The sequence below is a fragment of the Streptomyces sp. NBC_00572 genome (assembly GCF_026341815.1).
Taxonomy (GTDB): domain Bacteria; phylum Actinomycetota; class Actinomycetes; order Streptomycetales; family Streptomycetaceae; genus Streptomyces.
In genome coordinates this window covers 6,479,486-6,494,745 of sequence record NZ_JAPENX010000001.1, presented here as the reverse complement: position 1 = coordinate 6,494,745, position 15,260 = coordinate 6,479,486, and the positions used below count along the sequence as shown (strand labels likewise).

The 15,260-nt window shown below is 71.6% G+C and carries 10 protein-coding genes; 7 read left to right on the top strand and 3 right to left on the bottom strand.

Features of this window, described 5'->3' with window-relative positions:
* The first annotated feature begins 130 nt into the window (after positions 1-130).
* Positions 131-4,330, top strand: a complete 4,200-nt coding sequence (locus OG514_RS29465) for a bifunctional nitrate reductase/sulfite reductase flavoprotein subunit alpha (RefSeq protein WP_266900008.1) — start codon at positions 131-133, stop codon at positions 4,328-4,330.
* A gap of 27 nt (positions 4,331-4,357) precedes the next feature.
* Here the strand turns inward: OG514_RS29465 and OG514_RS29460 are convergent, their stop codons facing one another.
* Positions 4,358-5,122, bottom strand: a complete 765-nt coding sequence (locus OG514_RS29460) for an ankyrin repeat domain-containing protein (protein WP_266900007.1) — start codon at positions 5,120-5,122, stop codon at positions 4,358-4,360.
* Positions 5,123-5,371: 249 nt separating this feature from the next.
* Here OG514_RS29460 and OG514_RS29455 point away from each other — a divergent pair, with 249 nt between their 5' ends.
* The 3 genes from OG514_RS29455 (at position 5,372) to OG514_RS29445 (ending at position 8,644) form a co-directional block, all read left to right on the top strand.
* Positions 5,372-6,460, top strand: coding sequence for a substrate-binding domain-containing protein (locus OG514_RS29455; protein WP_266900006.1), 1,089 nt, complete (start codon positions 5,372-5,374; stop codon positions 6,458-6,460).
* A 112-nt stretch (positions 6,461-6,572) separates the two neighbouring features.
* Positions 6,573-7,355, top strand: coding sequence for an ATP-binding cassette domain-containing protein (locus OG514_RS29450; protein WP_266900005.1), 783 nt, complete (start codon positions 6,573-6,575; stop codon positions 7,353-7,355).
* Positions 7,355-8,644, top strand: a complete 1,290-nt coding sequence (locus OG514_RS29445; protein WP_266900004.1) for a sugar ABC transporter permease — start codon at positions 7,355-7,357, stop codon at positions 8,642-8,644. Before OG514_RS29450 ends, OG514_RS29445 begins: the two co-directional genes overlap by 1 nt.
* Positions 8,645-8,660: 16 nt before the next feature.
* Here OG514_RS29445 and OG514_RS29440 read toward each other — a convergent pair whose 3' ends face one another.
* A complete protein-coding gene (locus OG514_RS29440) occupies positions 8,661-10,322 on the bottom strand; it encodes a BCCT family transporter (protein WP_266900003.1) in 1,662 nt (553 codons plus the stop codon).
* A 259-nt stretch (positions 10,323-10,581) separates the two neighbouring features.
* Here OG514_RS29440 and OG514_RS29435 point away from each other — a divergent pair, with 259 nt between their 5' ends.
* From OG514_RS29435 to OG514_RS29425, 3 genes are all read left to right on the top strand, one after another.
* Entirely contained in the window at positions 10,582-11,337 is a 756-nt protein-coding gene (locus OG514_RS29435) for a GntR family transcriptional regulator (RefSeq protein ID WP_266900002.1), read from the top strand.
* A gap of 162 nt (positions 11,338-11,499) precedes the next feature.
* A complete protein-coding gene (locus OG514_RS29430) occupies positions 11,500-12,795 on the top strand; it encodes an amidohydrolase family protein (RefSeq protein WP_266900001.1) in 1,296 nt (431 codons plus the stop codon).
* Between the two features lie 491 nt (positions 12,796-13,286).
* Complete coding sequence (locus OG514_RS29425; protein WP_266901004.1) at positions 13,287-14,600, top strand: amidohydrolase; 1,314 nt, start codon at positions 13,287-13,289, stop codon at positions 14,598-14,600.
* Positions 14,601-14,642: 42 nt separating this feature from the next.
* Here OG514_RS29425 and OG514_RS29420 read toward each other — a convergent pair whose 3' ends face one another.
* The gene (locus OG514_RS29420; RefSeq protein WP_266900000.1) at positions 14,643-15,017 is read right to left on the bottom strand and encodes a VOC family protein; all 375 of its coding nucleotides are present in this window, start codon (positions 15,015-15,017) and stop codon (positions 14,643-14,645) included.
* Positions 15,018-15,260 lie beyond the last annotated feature (243 nt).

Sequence of the window (15,260 nt, the reverse complement as noted above, 5' to 3'; positions counted from 1 at the left end):
CGGGGTTCTCACAGAGCGCCCCGGGTCGCTGTGTGACCAGTGTTACGGACCATGATCGGCCCGGTTGACACGGGTGTAACGGCCGTTTCGTACGGTCGGGGCTCGAACGGTTCCACAGAGAGGCGCCCCGGTGACCCCACAGGACACGGCGGACCCCCGGACCGGTACGCCCGACCAGGTGCGGACCGTCTGCTCGTACTGCGGTGTGGGGTGCGGCATGCTCCTCGACATCGGCGCCGGGCCCGACGGGCGCCGTACCGTCCTCAGGGCGACGGGCGACAAGGACCACCCCGCCAACCGGGGGCGCCTGTGCACCAAGGGCGCCACCACCGCCGACCTGCTCGCCGCCCCCGGCCGTCTGACCTCCGCGCTCGTACGGGAGGAGCGGGGGTCCGATCCCGTCCCGGCCGGCACCGACCGGACGATCACCGAGACCGCGCGCCGACTGCGCGCGATCGTCGACGAGCACGGGCCCGACGCCGTCGCGCTCTACGTCTCGGGACAGATGAGCCTGGAGGCGCAGTACCTCGCCAACAAGCTCGCCAAGGGCTTCATCGGCACCAACCAGATCGAGTCCAACTCGCGGCTCTGCATGGCCAGCGCCGGCACCGGTTACAAGCTCTCCCTCGGCGCCGACGGCCCGCCCGGCTCCTACGACGACCTCGACCGGGCCGATGTCTTCCTCGTCATCGGCTCCAACATGGCCGACTGCCACCCCATCCTGTTCCTCCGCATGATGGAGCGGGTCAAGGCCGGGGCGAAGCTGATCGTCGTCGACCCCCGCCGGACCGCGACCGCCGACAAGGCCGACCTCTTCCTGCGGATCAAGCCCGGCGCGGACCTGGCGCTGCTCAACGGGCTCCTGCACCTCCTGCACGAGAACGGGCACACCGATCCCGCCTTCGTCGCAGCGCACACCGAGGGCTGGGAGGCGATGCCCCCGTTCCTGGCCGACTACCCACCCGCCACGGTCGCCCGCATCACCGGCATACCCGAGGCCGACCTCCGTACGGCCGCCGAGTGGATCGGCACGGCGGGCGAGTGGACCAGCTGCTGGACCATGGGCCTCAACCAGTCGACCCACGGCACCTGGAACACCAACGCCCTGATCAATCTGCACCTGGCGACCGGCGCGATCTGCCGCCCCGGCTCGGGCCCCTTCTCCCTGACCGGTCAGCCCAACGCCATGGGCGGCCGCGAGATGGGCTACATGGGCCCCGGTCTCCCCGGGCAGCGCTCGGTCCTGGTCGCCGAGGACCGGGCCTTCACCGAGGAACTGTGGGGCCTCCCGCCCGGCAGCATCCGCGAGGACGGCTCCGGGCAGGGCACCGTCGACCTCTTCCGGCGGATGGCGGACGGCGCGATCAAGGCGTGCTGGATCATCTGCACCAACCCGGTCGCCTCCGTCGGCAACCGCGGCACCGTCGTCGACGGCCTGCGGGCGGCCGAACTGGTCATCACCCAGGACGCGTTCGCCGACACCGAGACCAACGCGTACGCGGACGTCGTGCTGCCCGCCGCGCTCTGGACCGAGACCGAGGGCGTACTGATCAACAGCGAGCGCAACCTCACCCTCACCCGACCGGCCGTCGACCCGCCCGGCGAGGCCCTCGCCGACTGGCGGATCATCGCCCGTGTCGCCTGCGCGATGGGATACGAGGAGGCGTTCTCGTACGACAGCGCCGAGGAGATCTTCGAGGAGATCAAGCGCGCCGGAAACCCGAAGACCGGATACGACCTGAGCGGAGCGTCGTACGAGCGACTGCGCACGACCCCCGTCCAGTGGCCGGCCGCGAGCGGGGGCCCGGCGCGGAACCCGATCCGGTACGTGGACGGCGCCGCCGACGACAAGGGGCAGGGACACGGACAGGAGCCGGGGCAGGGGCAGCGGGCGGGACAAGGGAAGGGGCCCGTCTTCCCGACGGCGAGCGGGCGGGCCGTCTTCCACCCGCGGCCGCACATCGACCCTGCCGAAATGCCCGACGACGCCTATCCGTTCGTCCTCAACACCGGCCGTCTCCAGCACCAGTGGCACACCCTCACCAAGACCGGAAAGGTCGCCAAGCTCAACAAGCTCAACCCGGCGCCGTTCGTCGAGCTGCACCCCGAGGACGCCCTGCGGCTGGGCATCGCGGAGGCCGACCCCGTGGAGATCGCCTCGCGGCGCGGGAAGGCCGTGCTCCCCGCGGTGGTCACCGACCGGGTGGCGCCCGGCAGTTGCTTCGCCCCCTTCCACTGGAGCGACCTCTTCGGCGAGGACCTGTGTGTCAACGCCGTCACCAACGACGCCGTCGATCCGCTCTCCTTCCAGCCCGAGCTGAAGGTGTGCGCGGTGGCGCTCACGAAGTCGGCGGTCCCGGCCGCGACCGCCCCGGCCGCCCTGGCCCCCGCCGCTCCGCCCCCGGCCGCCGTGGCTCCCTCAGCCGTCGTCCCCAAGGTCGTGATCCCGAGCGGCGGCCTGCCGCCGGGACCCGCCGCCGCCCTCGGCCTCGCACCGACCCCGCCGCCCGTGCTCACCGCCGAGGAGCGGCAGTATCTCGTCGGCTTCCTCGCCGGTCTGGAGACGGGCGCGCCCGGTGTGCCCGTCCTGCCGCCCGGCGCACCCTTCCGCGAGGACCACGCGCACTGGGTGAACGGGGTCCTGGCCGGCCTGTACTCACGCGCGCCGCACTCCCCCGCGGTCGGCCGGGTGGACGCGGCGGGCCGCGAGGTCGTCGTGCTGTGGGCCTCGCAGACGGGGAACGCCGAGGACTTCGCGGCCGCCACCACCGAGCGGCTGCTGTCGGCGGGCCACCGGGCCGCGCTCGCGGGCATGGACGAGACCGATCTCACGACCCTGCCGCCGGCCGCCGATCTGCTGCTGATCACCAGCACGTTCGGGGACGGGGACGCGCCCGACAACGGCTCCGGTTTCTGGGACGCGCTCGCCGCGCCCGACACCCCGCGCCTCGACGGTCGCCGCTTCGCCGTGCTCGCCCTCGGGGACTCCTCGTACGGCGACTTCTGCGGGCACGGGCGGCGCCTGGACCATCGCCTGGACGAGCTCGGGGGCGTCCGCCTGGCGCCCCGTACCGACTGCGAACCCGACTACGAGCCTTCCGCCCTCGCCTGGCTGGACCAGGTCCTGGCCGGTCTCTCCGACGAGCCGACGGCACCGTCCCCGGCCCCTGCCCCGGTCCCCGCTCCCACCCCGTCCCCCGCCCGTCGCTCCGGCCCGGCCACCACCGCCGCCCGGCTCGTCGGCAACCGGCTGCTCAGCCTGCCGGGCGCGGTCAAGGAGGTGCGGCGGTTCACCTTCGACACCAGTGAGAGCGGGGCGCCGCTCGGCTACGAGAGCGGCGACGCGCTCGGCGTGCAGCCCGTCAACTGCCCCGAACTCGTGGCCGAATGGCTGGCCGTCACCGGTCTCGACGCGGACTCCCCCGTGGAACTGCCCGGCCTCGATCCCGTTCCCTTCGGCGAGGCCCTCCACCGCCACCTCGACATCACCCGAGCCACCCCCGCCCTCCTCGGCTTCGTCACCGAGCGGACCGGCAACCAGAACCTGAAACGGCTGCTCCGGCCGGACAACAAGGACGGGCTCGCCCAGTGGACCTGGGGCCGACAGGCCGTGGACGTCCTCGCCGAGCACCCCGTGCGCGCCGCCGCGCAGGAGTGGGCGGACATCCTGGGCCGCCTCAGGCCGCGTCTGTACTCGATCTCGTCGAGCCCGCTCACCGATCCCCACCAGGTGTCCCTGACCGTGTCCGTGGTCCGCTACGAGAACCTTCGCGGGCGCCCCCGCAAGGGCGTCTGCTCGCCGTTCCTGGCCGACGCCGAAGCCGGGGCCCCCGTCCCGGTCTTCGTCCAGCGCGCCCCGCACTTCCGGCCCCCGGCCGACCCCACCACCCCGATGGTGATGGTCGGCCCCGGCACGGGCGTGGCGCCGTTCGTCGGCTTCCTCGACGAGCGCCGGGCGCTCGGCCACCGCGCGCCGAACTGGCTGTTCTTCGGCGAGCAGCACCGCGCGACGGACTTCTACTACGAGGAGGAGCTCACCGCGCTCCTCGCCGACGGCACGCTCGACCGCCTCGACACCGCCTTCTCCCGCGACCAGCGCGCGAAGGTCTACGTCCAGGACCGGATGCGGGAGCACGGGCCGCAGTTGTGGTCCTGGCTCCAGTCCGGCGCGCACTTCTACGTCTGCGGCGACGCGGCCCGGATGGCGAAGGACGTCGACCGGGCGCTGCGCGACATCGCCGTCACGCACGGCGGGCTCGACGAGGAGTCGGCAGGGGTGTACGTCAAGCAGCTGGCCGCCGACAAGCGGTACGTCCGGGACGTGTACTGAGGCCCGGTGGAGGAGCGGCGGCCGGGCTCAGCTCCCGTCGGCCGCCGCGCGCTCCGCGCGGGTCCGTGCGCCCTGCGCCGTCAGCCAGCCGACGACCTCCTCGGCCTTCTCCGCGCGGGCGATGTCGAGCGGGGTGAGGTCGTTCCAGCCGATCCAGTCGAGGTCTGCGCCGGATTCCAGGAGTCGTACGGCGACGGGGAGCCGGTCGCCCTGGCACGCGCCCCAGAACGCCTGGGTGATCTCCTCGGGCGAGGGGGCGGGGTCGGTGGTGAGGCGGGCCTCGACCAGGTCGAGGAGGCCGAGGGTCGCGGCGTCCTGGAAGGTGGGGCGGGCGCCCAGTTCGAGCAGTCGGCGGGCCGCGCGCCACTGCCCGAAGGCGCGGGCGTCGGCCAGCGGCGTACCGCCGGCGATGACGGATCCGTCGGCCTCGATGTCGGCTCCGGCGGCGACGAGCGCGTCGATCATGGGGACGTCGTCGTTGCTCGCCGCCCAGTGCAGGGGCGTCTCCCGGTGGGCCCCGGTGAAGCGGGCGTCCGGATCGGCTCCGGCCGTGACGAGGACGGCGACGGTCTCGGGTCCGCGCGGCCGGTTGCCCGGCCAGTCGGTGGCCAGGTGCAGCAGGCTCCGGCCACCCGGGCCGCAGCCCTCCCGTTCCTCGACGACCCGGGCCCGGGCGAGTCCGGGATGCTCGGCGAGCAGCCCGCGGAGGGCGTCGAGGTCGCCGGTGACGATGGCCTCGGTGACGGCGACGGCCACCGGATCCTGAGAACTGAGCGTATGCGGATTCGGCATGCCGACAGGGTGCCGCACCGGAGACGTCGGCGCACGAACCGGGCCCGACCTGCACTGATGCGTCCGTGGACGGCACGCACCGGCCCGACCTGCGATCCCGTGTCCGGGGTGGTACGGCCGCCGGGCCGGAGCCGGTTCACCCGCTTGCCGGTCCTCAGCTTGACGCTAATGTCGATATATAGGCCGCATGTGCCTCCTGCGTCCCGCACTCATCAGCGGCGGGAAGGCGGAGTACGGAAGGAGCCTCCCATGACCCGTACATTGCGGGGCGCGATAGCCCTGGCCGGAGCCACCGCCCTCTGCCTGGGCGCAGTGGCGACCAGCGGGGCCGTCCAGCCGGGCGCGGATTCGGCGCGGCAAGACGTGAAGATCGGCCTGCTGCTGCCGGAGAGCAAGACCACGCGGTACGAGAAGTTCGACCGGCCGTACATCGAGGCCAAGATCAAGGAACTGGCGCCCGACGCCCAGATCGACTACTACAACGCCGCCGAGAGCGCCACCACCCAGCAGCAGCAGGTGAACACGGCGCTCGCCAAGGGCGACAAGGTCCTGATCCTGGACGCCGTGGACGCCAAGTCGATCCAGTCCTCCGTTCAGAAGGCCCATGACGCGGGCGTGAAGGTCGTCGCGTACGACCGTCTCGCGCAGGGCCCGGTCGACTCGTACGTCTCGTACGACAACCGCAAGGTGGGCGAGCTTCAGGGCCAGGCGCTCCTCGACGCGCTCGGCGACAAGGCCGGGAGCGGCGTGATCGTGATGCACAACGGGTCGCCGACCGACCCGAACGCGGCGGAGTTCAAGGCCGGCGCGCATTCGGTCCTGGACGGCAAGGTGGAGATCGGCAAGGAGTACGACACACCGAACTGGGACCCGAACAACGCCAACCAGCAGATGTCCGGTGCGATCAGCGCCCTGGGCAAGGACAAGATCGTCGGTGTCTACTCGGCCAACGACGGACTGGCCGCCGGTATCGCCACCGCCCTGAAGTCGGCGGGCATGAACGTGCCGCTGACCGGCCAGGACGCCCAGCTCGACGCGATCCAGCGGATCCTGCTCGGCACCCAGACGATCACCATCATGAAGCCGTACAAGCCGGAGGCGGACATCGCGGCCACGATGGCCGTCGACTTCGCCGAGGGCAAGCCGCTGCCGGCCGATCTGGTACCCACCACCGTCACCAGCGGCAGTGGCCAGAAGGTCCCGGCCAACCTGCTCACGCCGGTCGTGGTCGACAAGACCAACATCAAGGACACCGTCGTGAAGGACGGCCTGTACACGGTTCAGGAGATCTGCACCCCGACGTACGCCGCTGCCTGCAAGGAGGCCGGCCTCCAGTAGCGGCACGGCGTTTCCGTCCCGGGCGCTTCGGCCCGGGACGACCCGCCCGGGCGACTGCCGTCCCGGCGGGGCTCGGACCCGCGCGAGCGGGCGAGCGGAGGAGGCGGTTCCTTTGCCGGAGTCACCCGTGCTCACACTCCGGGGCATCTCCAAGCGGTTCGGCGCGGTCCAGGCGCTCAAGGACTTCGACCTGGACGTCCACCCCGGTGAGGTGGTCGCGCTGGTCGGCGACAACGGCGCCGGCAAGTCGACCGCCGTCAAGTCGATCGCCGGGGTGAACCCGCCCGACGAGGGCGTCATCACCTGGGAGGGCAGGCCGGTCACGATCAGCCGGCCGCACGACGCCCAGAACCTCGGCATCGCCACCGTCTACCAGGACCTGGCGCTGTGCGACAACCTCGACGTGGTCGCCAACCTGTTCCTGGGGCGGGAGTTGCGCCGCTTCGGCGTCCTCGACGAGGTCCGCATGGACCAGCGGGCGCGCGAACTCCTGGAGACCCTCTCCATCCGCATCCCGAGCGTCCGCATCCCCGTGGCCTCGCTCTCCGGCGGCCAGCGCCAGACGGTGGCGATAGCCCGCTCACTCATCGGCTCGCCGAAGGTCGTCATCCTCGACGAGCCGACCGCCGCGCTCGGGGTGGAGCAGACCGCGGAGGTCCTCGACCTGGTCGAGCGGCTCCGTGAGCAGGGCCTCGGCACCATCCTGATCAGCCACAACATGGTGGACGTGATGGCGGTCGCCGACCGGATCGCGGTGATGCGCCTCGGCCGGAACAACGGCTTCTTCGACAAGCGCTCGACGACCACCGAGGAGATCATCTCCGCGATCACGGGGGCCACCGACAGCGCCGTCACCCGCCGCCAGGCGCGCAAGGCCGAGCAGGAGGAGGAGTGATGAGACGCGACCGAAGCCGCGGCCCCTCCGCCGCCGACGACGCCGGCCAGGAACCGGCACCCGGCGCCGTGCCCGCCGTCGACACCCGTCTCCTCGTCCGCGAGGAGGGTGTCAAGGGGTATCTCGACGAGTTCCGGCGCAAGATGCGCAGCGGCGAACTGGGTTCGCTGCCCGTCGTGCTCGCCGTGATCATCATCTGGACGGTCTTCGGCAGCCTGAACAGCACGTTCCTCTCGGCCCAGAACCTGTCCGACCTCAGCCAGCAGATCGTCGGCACGGGCATGATCGCGATCGGGATCGTCTTCGTCCTGCTGCTCGGCGAGATCGACCTCTCCGTCGGCTCGGTCAGCGGTCTGTGCGCCGCGATCTTCGCCGTACTCAACGTCCTGAACGGCATGAACCAGTGGCTCGCGCTGCTCGTCGCCATCGCCGGCGGCGCCGCCGTCGGGCTCATCCAAGGGTTCTTCTTCGCGAAAGTCGGCGTACCGGCGTTCGTGGTGACCCTGGCGGGCAACCTCGCCTGGAACGGACTCATGCTCCAGGTGCTCGGCAGCAGCGGCACCGTCAACATCCCGAGCGAGAGCATCGTGTCCAAGCTGTACTCGACGATCTACCACAGCCCGGCGGCCGCCTATGTGACGGCGGCCGTCGGAGTCGGACTGTTCCTGACGGCCTCGCTCCTGGACGCCGGGCGCCGCCGGAAGGCCCGGGTGCCGTTCCGTCCGATCGCCGAGATCGTCCTGCGGACCGTCGTGATCGCGGCCCTCGCCTTCGCCACGGCGTACATCCTCAACCAGTACCAGGGGCTGCCGCTGGCCCTGCTGATCTTCCTGATCGTGCTGGTGCTGCTGGACTTCGTGCTCCGGCGCACCACGTACGGCCGCCGGATCTTCGCGGTGGGCGGCAACATCGAGGGCGCGCGCAGGGCGGGCATCAGCGTGCCGTTCGTCCGGATGTCCGTCTTCTCGATCGCCGGGACCATGGCGGCGGTCGGCGGCATCTTCCTCGCCGGGCAGATCCAGTCGGCGAGCCAGACCTCCGGCGGCGGCAACCTCCTGATGAACGTGATCGCCGCCGCCGTCATCGGTGGCACGAGCCTCTTCGGCGGCCGCGGCACGGTGTGGTCCGCGCTGCTGGGCGCGCTGGTGATCGGGTCCATCCAGTCCGGCATGAACATCATGGGCGTCAGCAACGCCGTCCAGTTCATGATCACGGGTTCGGTCCTGCTGGCAGCCGTGGTGGTCGACTCCCTGTCCCGCCGCACCCAGAAGGCGGCGGGCAGGGCGTGAGCGTCCGGCGCGTGACTCAGGGCCCGTCGGAGTCCTGGGTGCCGGGGCCGATCCTCAGCTCGAAGTCGCCGTCGTACTGCTCGTGTCCGGCGATCACGGCGAGTTCGACGACCTCCACACCCACCTCACCGCGGACGATCAGCGGGTCCTTGCGGAGGTCCCGCATCAGAGCCACGCACATCCCGATCATCACCAGGACGAAGGGTGCCGCCACCAGGATCGTGAGGTTCTGCAAGCCCGCGAGGGCGTCGCCCTGGCCGTCGCCGATGAGGAGCATGATGGCGGCGACCGCGCCCGTCACCACGCCCCAGAACACCACCACGGGGCGGGTGGGTTCGAAGGCGCCGCGCTGGGAGAGCGTGCCCATGACGATCGAGGCGGCGTCCGCGCCGGACACGAAGAAGATGCCGACGAGGATCATCACGAGCAGGCTCATGGTGCCGGTGAGCGGGAACTCCTGCAGCACGCCGAAGAGTTGACCCTCCGGGGTCGTCTCGCCCGCCAGGTCGCCCTGTTCGCTGAGCTTCATCGCCGTACCGCCGAAGACGGCGAACCACACCAGGCTGACGGTGCTGGGCACCAGGATGACGCCGCCGACGAACTGGCGGATCGTGCGGCCCCGGCTGATCCGGGCGATGAACATGCCGACGAAAGGCGTCCAGGAAATCCACCAGGCCCAGTAGAAGACGGTCCAACTACCCAGCCAGTCATGGATGTTCGCCCCACTGGTCGCCTCCGTACGGCCGGCCAGCTGCGGCAGGTCGTCGATGTAGGCGGCGATCGAGGTGGGCAGCAGATCGAGCACGATGATGGTGGGGCCCACGATGAACACGAACAGGGCGAGCACCCCGGCGAGCACCATGTTGATGTTGGAGAGCCACTGGATGCCCTTCTCCACACCGGACACGGCGGAGAAGACGAACGCCACGGTCAGTACGGCGATGATGGCGACGAGCAGCCCGGTGCCGGTCTTCTCCATCCAGCCCAGCTCCTCGAAGCCGCTGCCGATCTGGAGCGCGCCCAGCCCGAGCGAGGCGGCGGAGCCGAACAGCGTGGCGAAGATGGCCAGGATGTCGATGACCCGCCCGGGCCCGCCGTACGCCGCCTTCTCGCCGATCAGCGGGACGAACACGGCGCTGATGGTCTGCCGGCGCCGCCGCCGGAACGTGGAGTACGCGATGGCGAGGCCGACGACCGCGTAGATCGCCCACGGGTGGAGCGTCCAGTGGAAGAGCGTGGTGGCCATGGCGGTCTGCATGCGCTCGGCCGAGTCCGCGGGGTGGGTGCCGGGCGGCGGGGTGCCGTAGTGGGCGAGCGGCTCGCTCACCCCGTAGAACATCAGGCCGATCCCCATACCAGCGCTGAACATCATGGCGATCCATGACACCGTCCGGAACTCCGGGCCCTCGCTCTCCTGGCCGAGCTTGATACGGCCGTAGCGACTGATGGCCAGCCAGAGCGCGAAGACGACGAAGCCGGACGCGGCCAGCATGAACGCCCAGCCGCCGTTGCGGATGAGCCCGTCGAGGAGGTCGCTCGACGCGCTCTCCAGGCTGTCCGTGGCCGTGGCACCCCAGACGACGAACGCCACGGTGAGGACGGCGGTGACACCGAACACGACCCGGTCGGTACGGGCGCGATGGTGGTGGTCGGGGCGGCCCGGGAGGTCCGCCGTCACCGGCAGCCCTTCCCTGCCACCCCGTTCGGCGCCTGTTCGGCGACCGTCCGGCCTCTGATCTTCCTGCGACACAGATGGCACCTTTCACGGCAATGCGGCAATTCATCACAAACATGACGATGTCTCTGTAAGGCAGTACCACAGCCGAGCCCGAACGGTGCGGACCAACAGACCCCGACGGCTTGACCGGTGGCCGTCGGCGGCCCGACGTATCCTCGCCCCGGGCACCCCGAACGCACGACGGAAGAGGTCGGAACAGGTGGCGGACAGACACAGGACCGGCTCGGCGACACCGGTCTCGGCAGCGACCCCGGCATCGGCACCGGCCCCGGTCTCGGCAGCGGCGTCAGCCCCGGGGTCGGCGCCGACCCCGCTCAGCACGCGCGCGCGTGAGGCCGTCCTGCAGCGCATCGTCGACCGGCGGTACGCGCAGGGCGCCCGCCTCGTCGAGCGGGAGGTCGCCGAGGAGCTGGGCATGTCCCGCGTACCGGTGCGGGAGGCGCTGCGCGCACTGGTCACCGAGGGGCTTCTTGAGCTGCTTCCGCACAGCGGCGTGCGCGTACGACAGCTTGAGCGCATCGATGTGGAGCACCTGTACGAGGTGTGGGAGCCGCTCACGGTCCAGGCGGCCCGGCTGGCGGCGCGGGCGCGCGCGGCGGGCGCGGCCGAGGGGCTCGCCGCCCTTGAGGCCACCCTGCACCAGGCCGAGTCGGCCGCAGCCGCGGACGAGGCGACCCGCGAGGTGGCCGCCCACACGGCGTTCCACGAGAGCCTCGTGGCCATGTCGGGCAACCCGCTGCTCGCCCGCACGATGGAACAGCTGAGCTGGCAGCTGCGGCTGGTCTTCGGTCTGCGCGAGGAGCCCGCGCACATGCGGGCCCAGCACGCCGAGATGTACCGCCACATCGCCGCGGGGGACACGGAGGCGGCGGCGGCGAGCGCACTGCTGCACGTACGGGACAGCAGGGCCGTCGCCCTGCGCTCCCTTTTCGGGGACCACACCGAGAGCCCCTGAGAGTCATTCGTATACCAAGACGAGCAATCACGCACCTGCCCTGCGCGCATTGACGGTACGGAACGGGTGTTTCCGGATGAGCCGATCACCACCCTTGTCCGCCACCTTCAGCTTGGTATACAAAACGGGGAAGCCGTCGGCCCACTCCCCCAAGGAGCACCCATGTGCGTCGAAGCCACCCCGCCGCCCTCCAGCAAGCTGACCCGCCGCGGCATCCTCGCCGGAGCGGCCGCCCTCGCCGGCACGGTGGCCGCGGCCGGCCAGGCGGCGGCCGCCGTCGGTGACCACGGAGCCGCCCCGGGTCGCCGCGCCTCCGGTGGCACCGCGCGCGTGGGCCACCTCGTGATCGAGGGCGGCACCCTGCTCGACCCGGCCACCGGCGACGTCACCGAGAACGCCGTCGTCGTCATCGAGGACGGCACCGTCCGAGCGGCCGGCGGCCGGGGCGACGTCGCCGTACCGCAGGGCGTCCAGGTCCTCGACGCCCACGGCCGCTGGATCCTGCCGGGCCTGGTGGACGCCCACATCCACCTCAGCACCGCCGCCGAGGCCCGGGACGCCGTCCGCAAGGGCGTGACCAGCGCGCGCAGCGGCTCGACCGCGTTCTACCAGGACATCGCCGTCCGCGAACTCGCCCGGCACAGCCCCGCGCTCGCGCCCCGACTGAAGGCCGCCGGCGTCTTCGTCACCCCGAACCTCGGCGACACCGTGCTCGCCGACCCCGACCTCACCCCGCTCGCCCGCCTCAAGGACGGTGTGCGCTCCGCCGAAGCCCTGCGACGCGTGGTGGAGGTGAACCTCGCCCGGGGCGCCGACGTGATCAAGACCCGGGTCAACGAACGCGCCGGGCTCCCCGAGCAGGACCCGCTCGCCCAGGTCTACTCGCGCGAACAGCTCGCCGAGATCGTCGCGGCGGCCCGCCGGCGCGGCAAGGGCGTCCTCTGCCACAGCTACAGCGAGCGGGGCTGCCACGACGCCGTGACGGCGGGCATCCGCTCCCTGGAACACGGCACGTTCGTCGGCGAGCGCACCCTGCACGAAATGCGGCGCAGGGGCACGTACTTCACGCCCACCCTCACCGCCATCGCCGGCCTGGCGGAGTCCTCGGACCCGATCCTCGCCGAACGCGGACGCACCTACCTCCCGGTCCTGAAGCGCGCGGTCCTCACCGCGCACGAACTGGGCGTCCCGCTCGCCGCCGGAACCGACTCGTCGGGCGGCGTCGTGGACCCGATCGGCGGCGAGGTGGCACTGATGCACTCCGCCGGCCTGTCGCCCCTGGACGCGATCCGCACGGCGACCACGGGCGCCGCCCGCCTCCTGGGCATCGACCGTACGGCGGGCCGCCTCACCCGCGGCTACGCGGGCGACGCGATCCTCCTGGCAGGGGACCCGCTCGCCGACCTGACGGTGCTGAAGCAGCCGGTTGCAGTCGTACGGGCGGGGGTTGTGGCCTGAGCCTTGGCCGTACGCGTGGCCTGAGCCTTGGCCGTACGCAACGGGTGTCGGGGGCGGTGACACCGAGGCCGAGCTTGGCGCCGACGGGCCGCCGACGTCGGGCTTGACCCCGACAGGCCACCGACTCGCGTTGCGCCACGACCCGCACGACCGGCCACGGCCTGTACGAAGCCCGCTCGACCCGCCCCGCCACACCCCGCCCCGTCGGGCTGCGGCCACCGGGCCACCCTCCGCCTGCCCGCCCTCCGCCTGCCCACCTTGCGCCGGAGAGCGCCACTGCGAGCCGCTCGCGCCACACGCGGCTCGATGCCCCCTGCCCTGGTTCCCCGTGCCGGCCTCCACTCCCGTCCGGCCCGCACCGCCCCCGTCCGCACCACCGTCCCCTCGAAGGAGTCCCCATGCAGCCGACCCCGTCCTCGTCCTCCTCCTCGTCGCCGTCCCCCTCCTCGTCCCCGTCCGTGCTCTCCGCCGGCGCCCTCTCCCGTCGCACGATGCTGGCCGGAGCCGCCGCGCTGGCAGGTGCTACGGCCACCGCTGCCGCGACCGCCACGCCCGCGCAAGCCGTGACCGCTGCCCCGGGCGCCGCCCAAGCCGCAACGCCCTCCGGCGCTTCGGGGCGCCGGGAAAGGACCGTGGTCTTCCGTAACGTGCGTCCGTTCGGCAGGGCGAAGGCCGTGGACCTCGTGGTCGTCGACGGCCGCGTCTCGGACCGCCCGGCGCCCCGTGGCGCGAAGGTCGTCGACGGGGGCGGCCGGATAGCGCTGCCGTCGCTCGTGGACGCGCACATCCACCCCGACAAGACGACCTGGGGCGGTTCCTGGGTGTCGCGGCGGCCGGCGAGCGGCATCGCCGACTACGTCGCGCAGGACGTGGAGTTGTTCCGCAGCCAGCGGCGACCGGTCGTCGAGCGGGCGTACGGGCTGATGTCGCACGCCGTCTCCCGGGGCACCCGCGGCATGCGCGCCCACGCCGACGTGGCACCCGCCTACGGTCTGGCCGGGGTGGAGGGTGTGGCGGCGGCCCGTGAGCGGCTGCGTCACGCACTCGACGTCCAGATCGTCGCCTTCCCGCAGCACGGTGTCATCCGCACCCCGGGTACGGCCGCGCTCCTTGAGAAGGCGGCGCGCGAGGGGCTCATCGACATGATCGGCGGCATCGACCCGATCGGTTTCGACGACGCTCTCGACGAGCAGCTCGACGTCGTCTTCGGCATCGCGGACCGACACGGTGTCGGCGTGGACATCCATCTGCACGATCGCGGCGAGAAGGGCATGAAGGCGATGCGCGGCATCGTCGACCGCACGCGCGCCCTCTCCCTCGCGGGGAAGGTCACCGTCAGCCACGTGTTCTGCCTGCCGGGCCTGACGGACCGTGAACTCGGTTCGATCGCGACCGACTTGGGTGATCAGGACATCGCCCTGACCACGGTCGCGCCGTCCGACTCGCTGGTCCTGCCGATCGCGCGACTGCGCGAGCACGGGGTGCGCGTCGGGCTCGGTTCCGACGGCGTGCGTGACTCGTGGAGCCCGTTCGGCAACGCCGACATGATGCACCGCGCGCACATCCTCGGCTGGGTGACGGACGTACGTCTCGACGAGGAGCTGACGGACTGCTACAGCGTCGCGGCGCACGGCGGCGCGGACGTGATGGGCCTGGCACACGCCGACTTCAAGGCCGGCTCCCCGGCCGACTTCGTGCTCGTCCGGGGCGAGTGCCTGCCTCAGGTGGTCGTGGACATGCCCCGGCGCGACATGGTGGTGCACGGCGGTGTCGTCGTGGCCCGCGACGGTGAGTTCCTCGACTGATCCCGCGACCGGCCATGGACCGGCTCTACCCGCCCGGACCTTCTACAGGTACGGCCGCGTGATCAGCTCGAACGCGTGACCTGCGGGGTCCTTGAAGTAGACCCCCCGGCCGCCGTGCTCGGTGTTCGTCTCGCCGGGGCGCTTCATCTGCGGGTCGGCCCAGTGCTCGATCCCCTGGTCGCAGAGCCGCGCGTACGCCCGCTCGAAGAGCTCGTCGTCGACGAGGAAGGCGTAGTGCTGCATCTGGATCTCGACCGGGGGTGCGGCGAACTGGATCAGCACGCCGTCGGCGAGCTGGACGTTGACGAAGGGGCCCCAGGACGGCGCCTCGGGGAGTTCCAGCAACTCCCGGAAGAAGCGCGCCGACTCGGCGCTGTCCTTGGCCGCGATGATGGTGTGGTTGAAGGTGACTGCCATACGGATGACCTCGCTGTTGATTCGACACGAAAGGGGACTTGTCGCAGTGCCTGAGCACTGACGGGGGTCCTCGTGCCGAACCGTGGGGGTGCTTGTCGCGCACCCACGGAGCGATCAGTCGTCCACCGGATGGCCCGTCTGTGTATGGCGTCGAATCGCCGGTCCGGTGTTCACGTCGAAAGACGCTACGTGATCAAGACGGCGGCGACAAGCGCATCGCGCCCGCCGAGGTGTTGCGCAGAG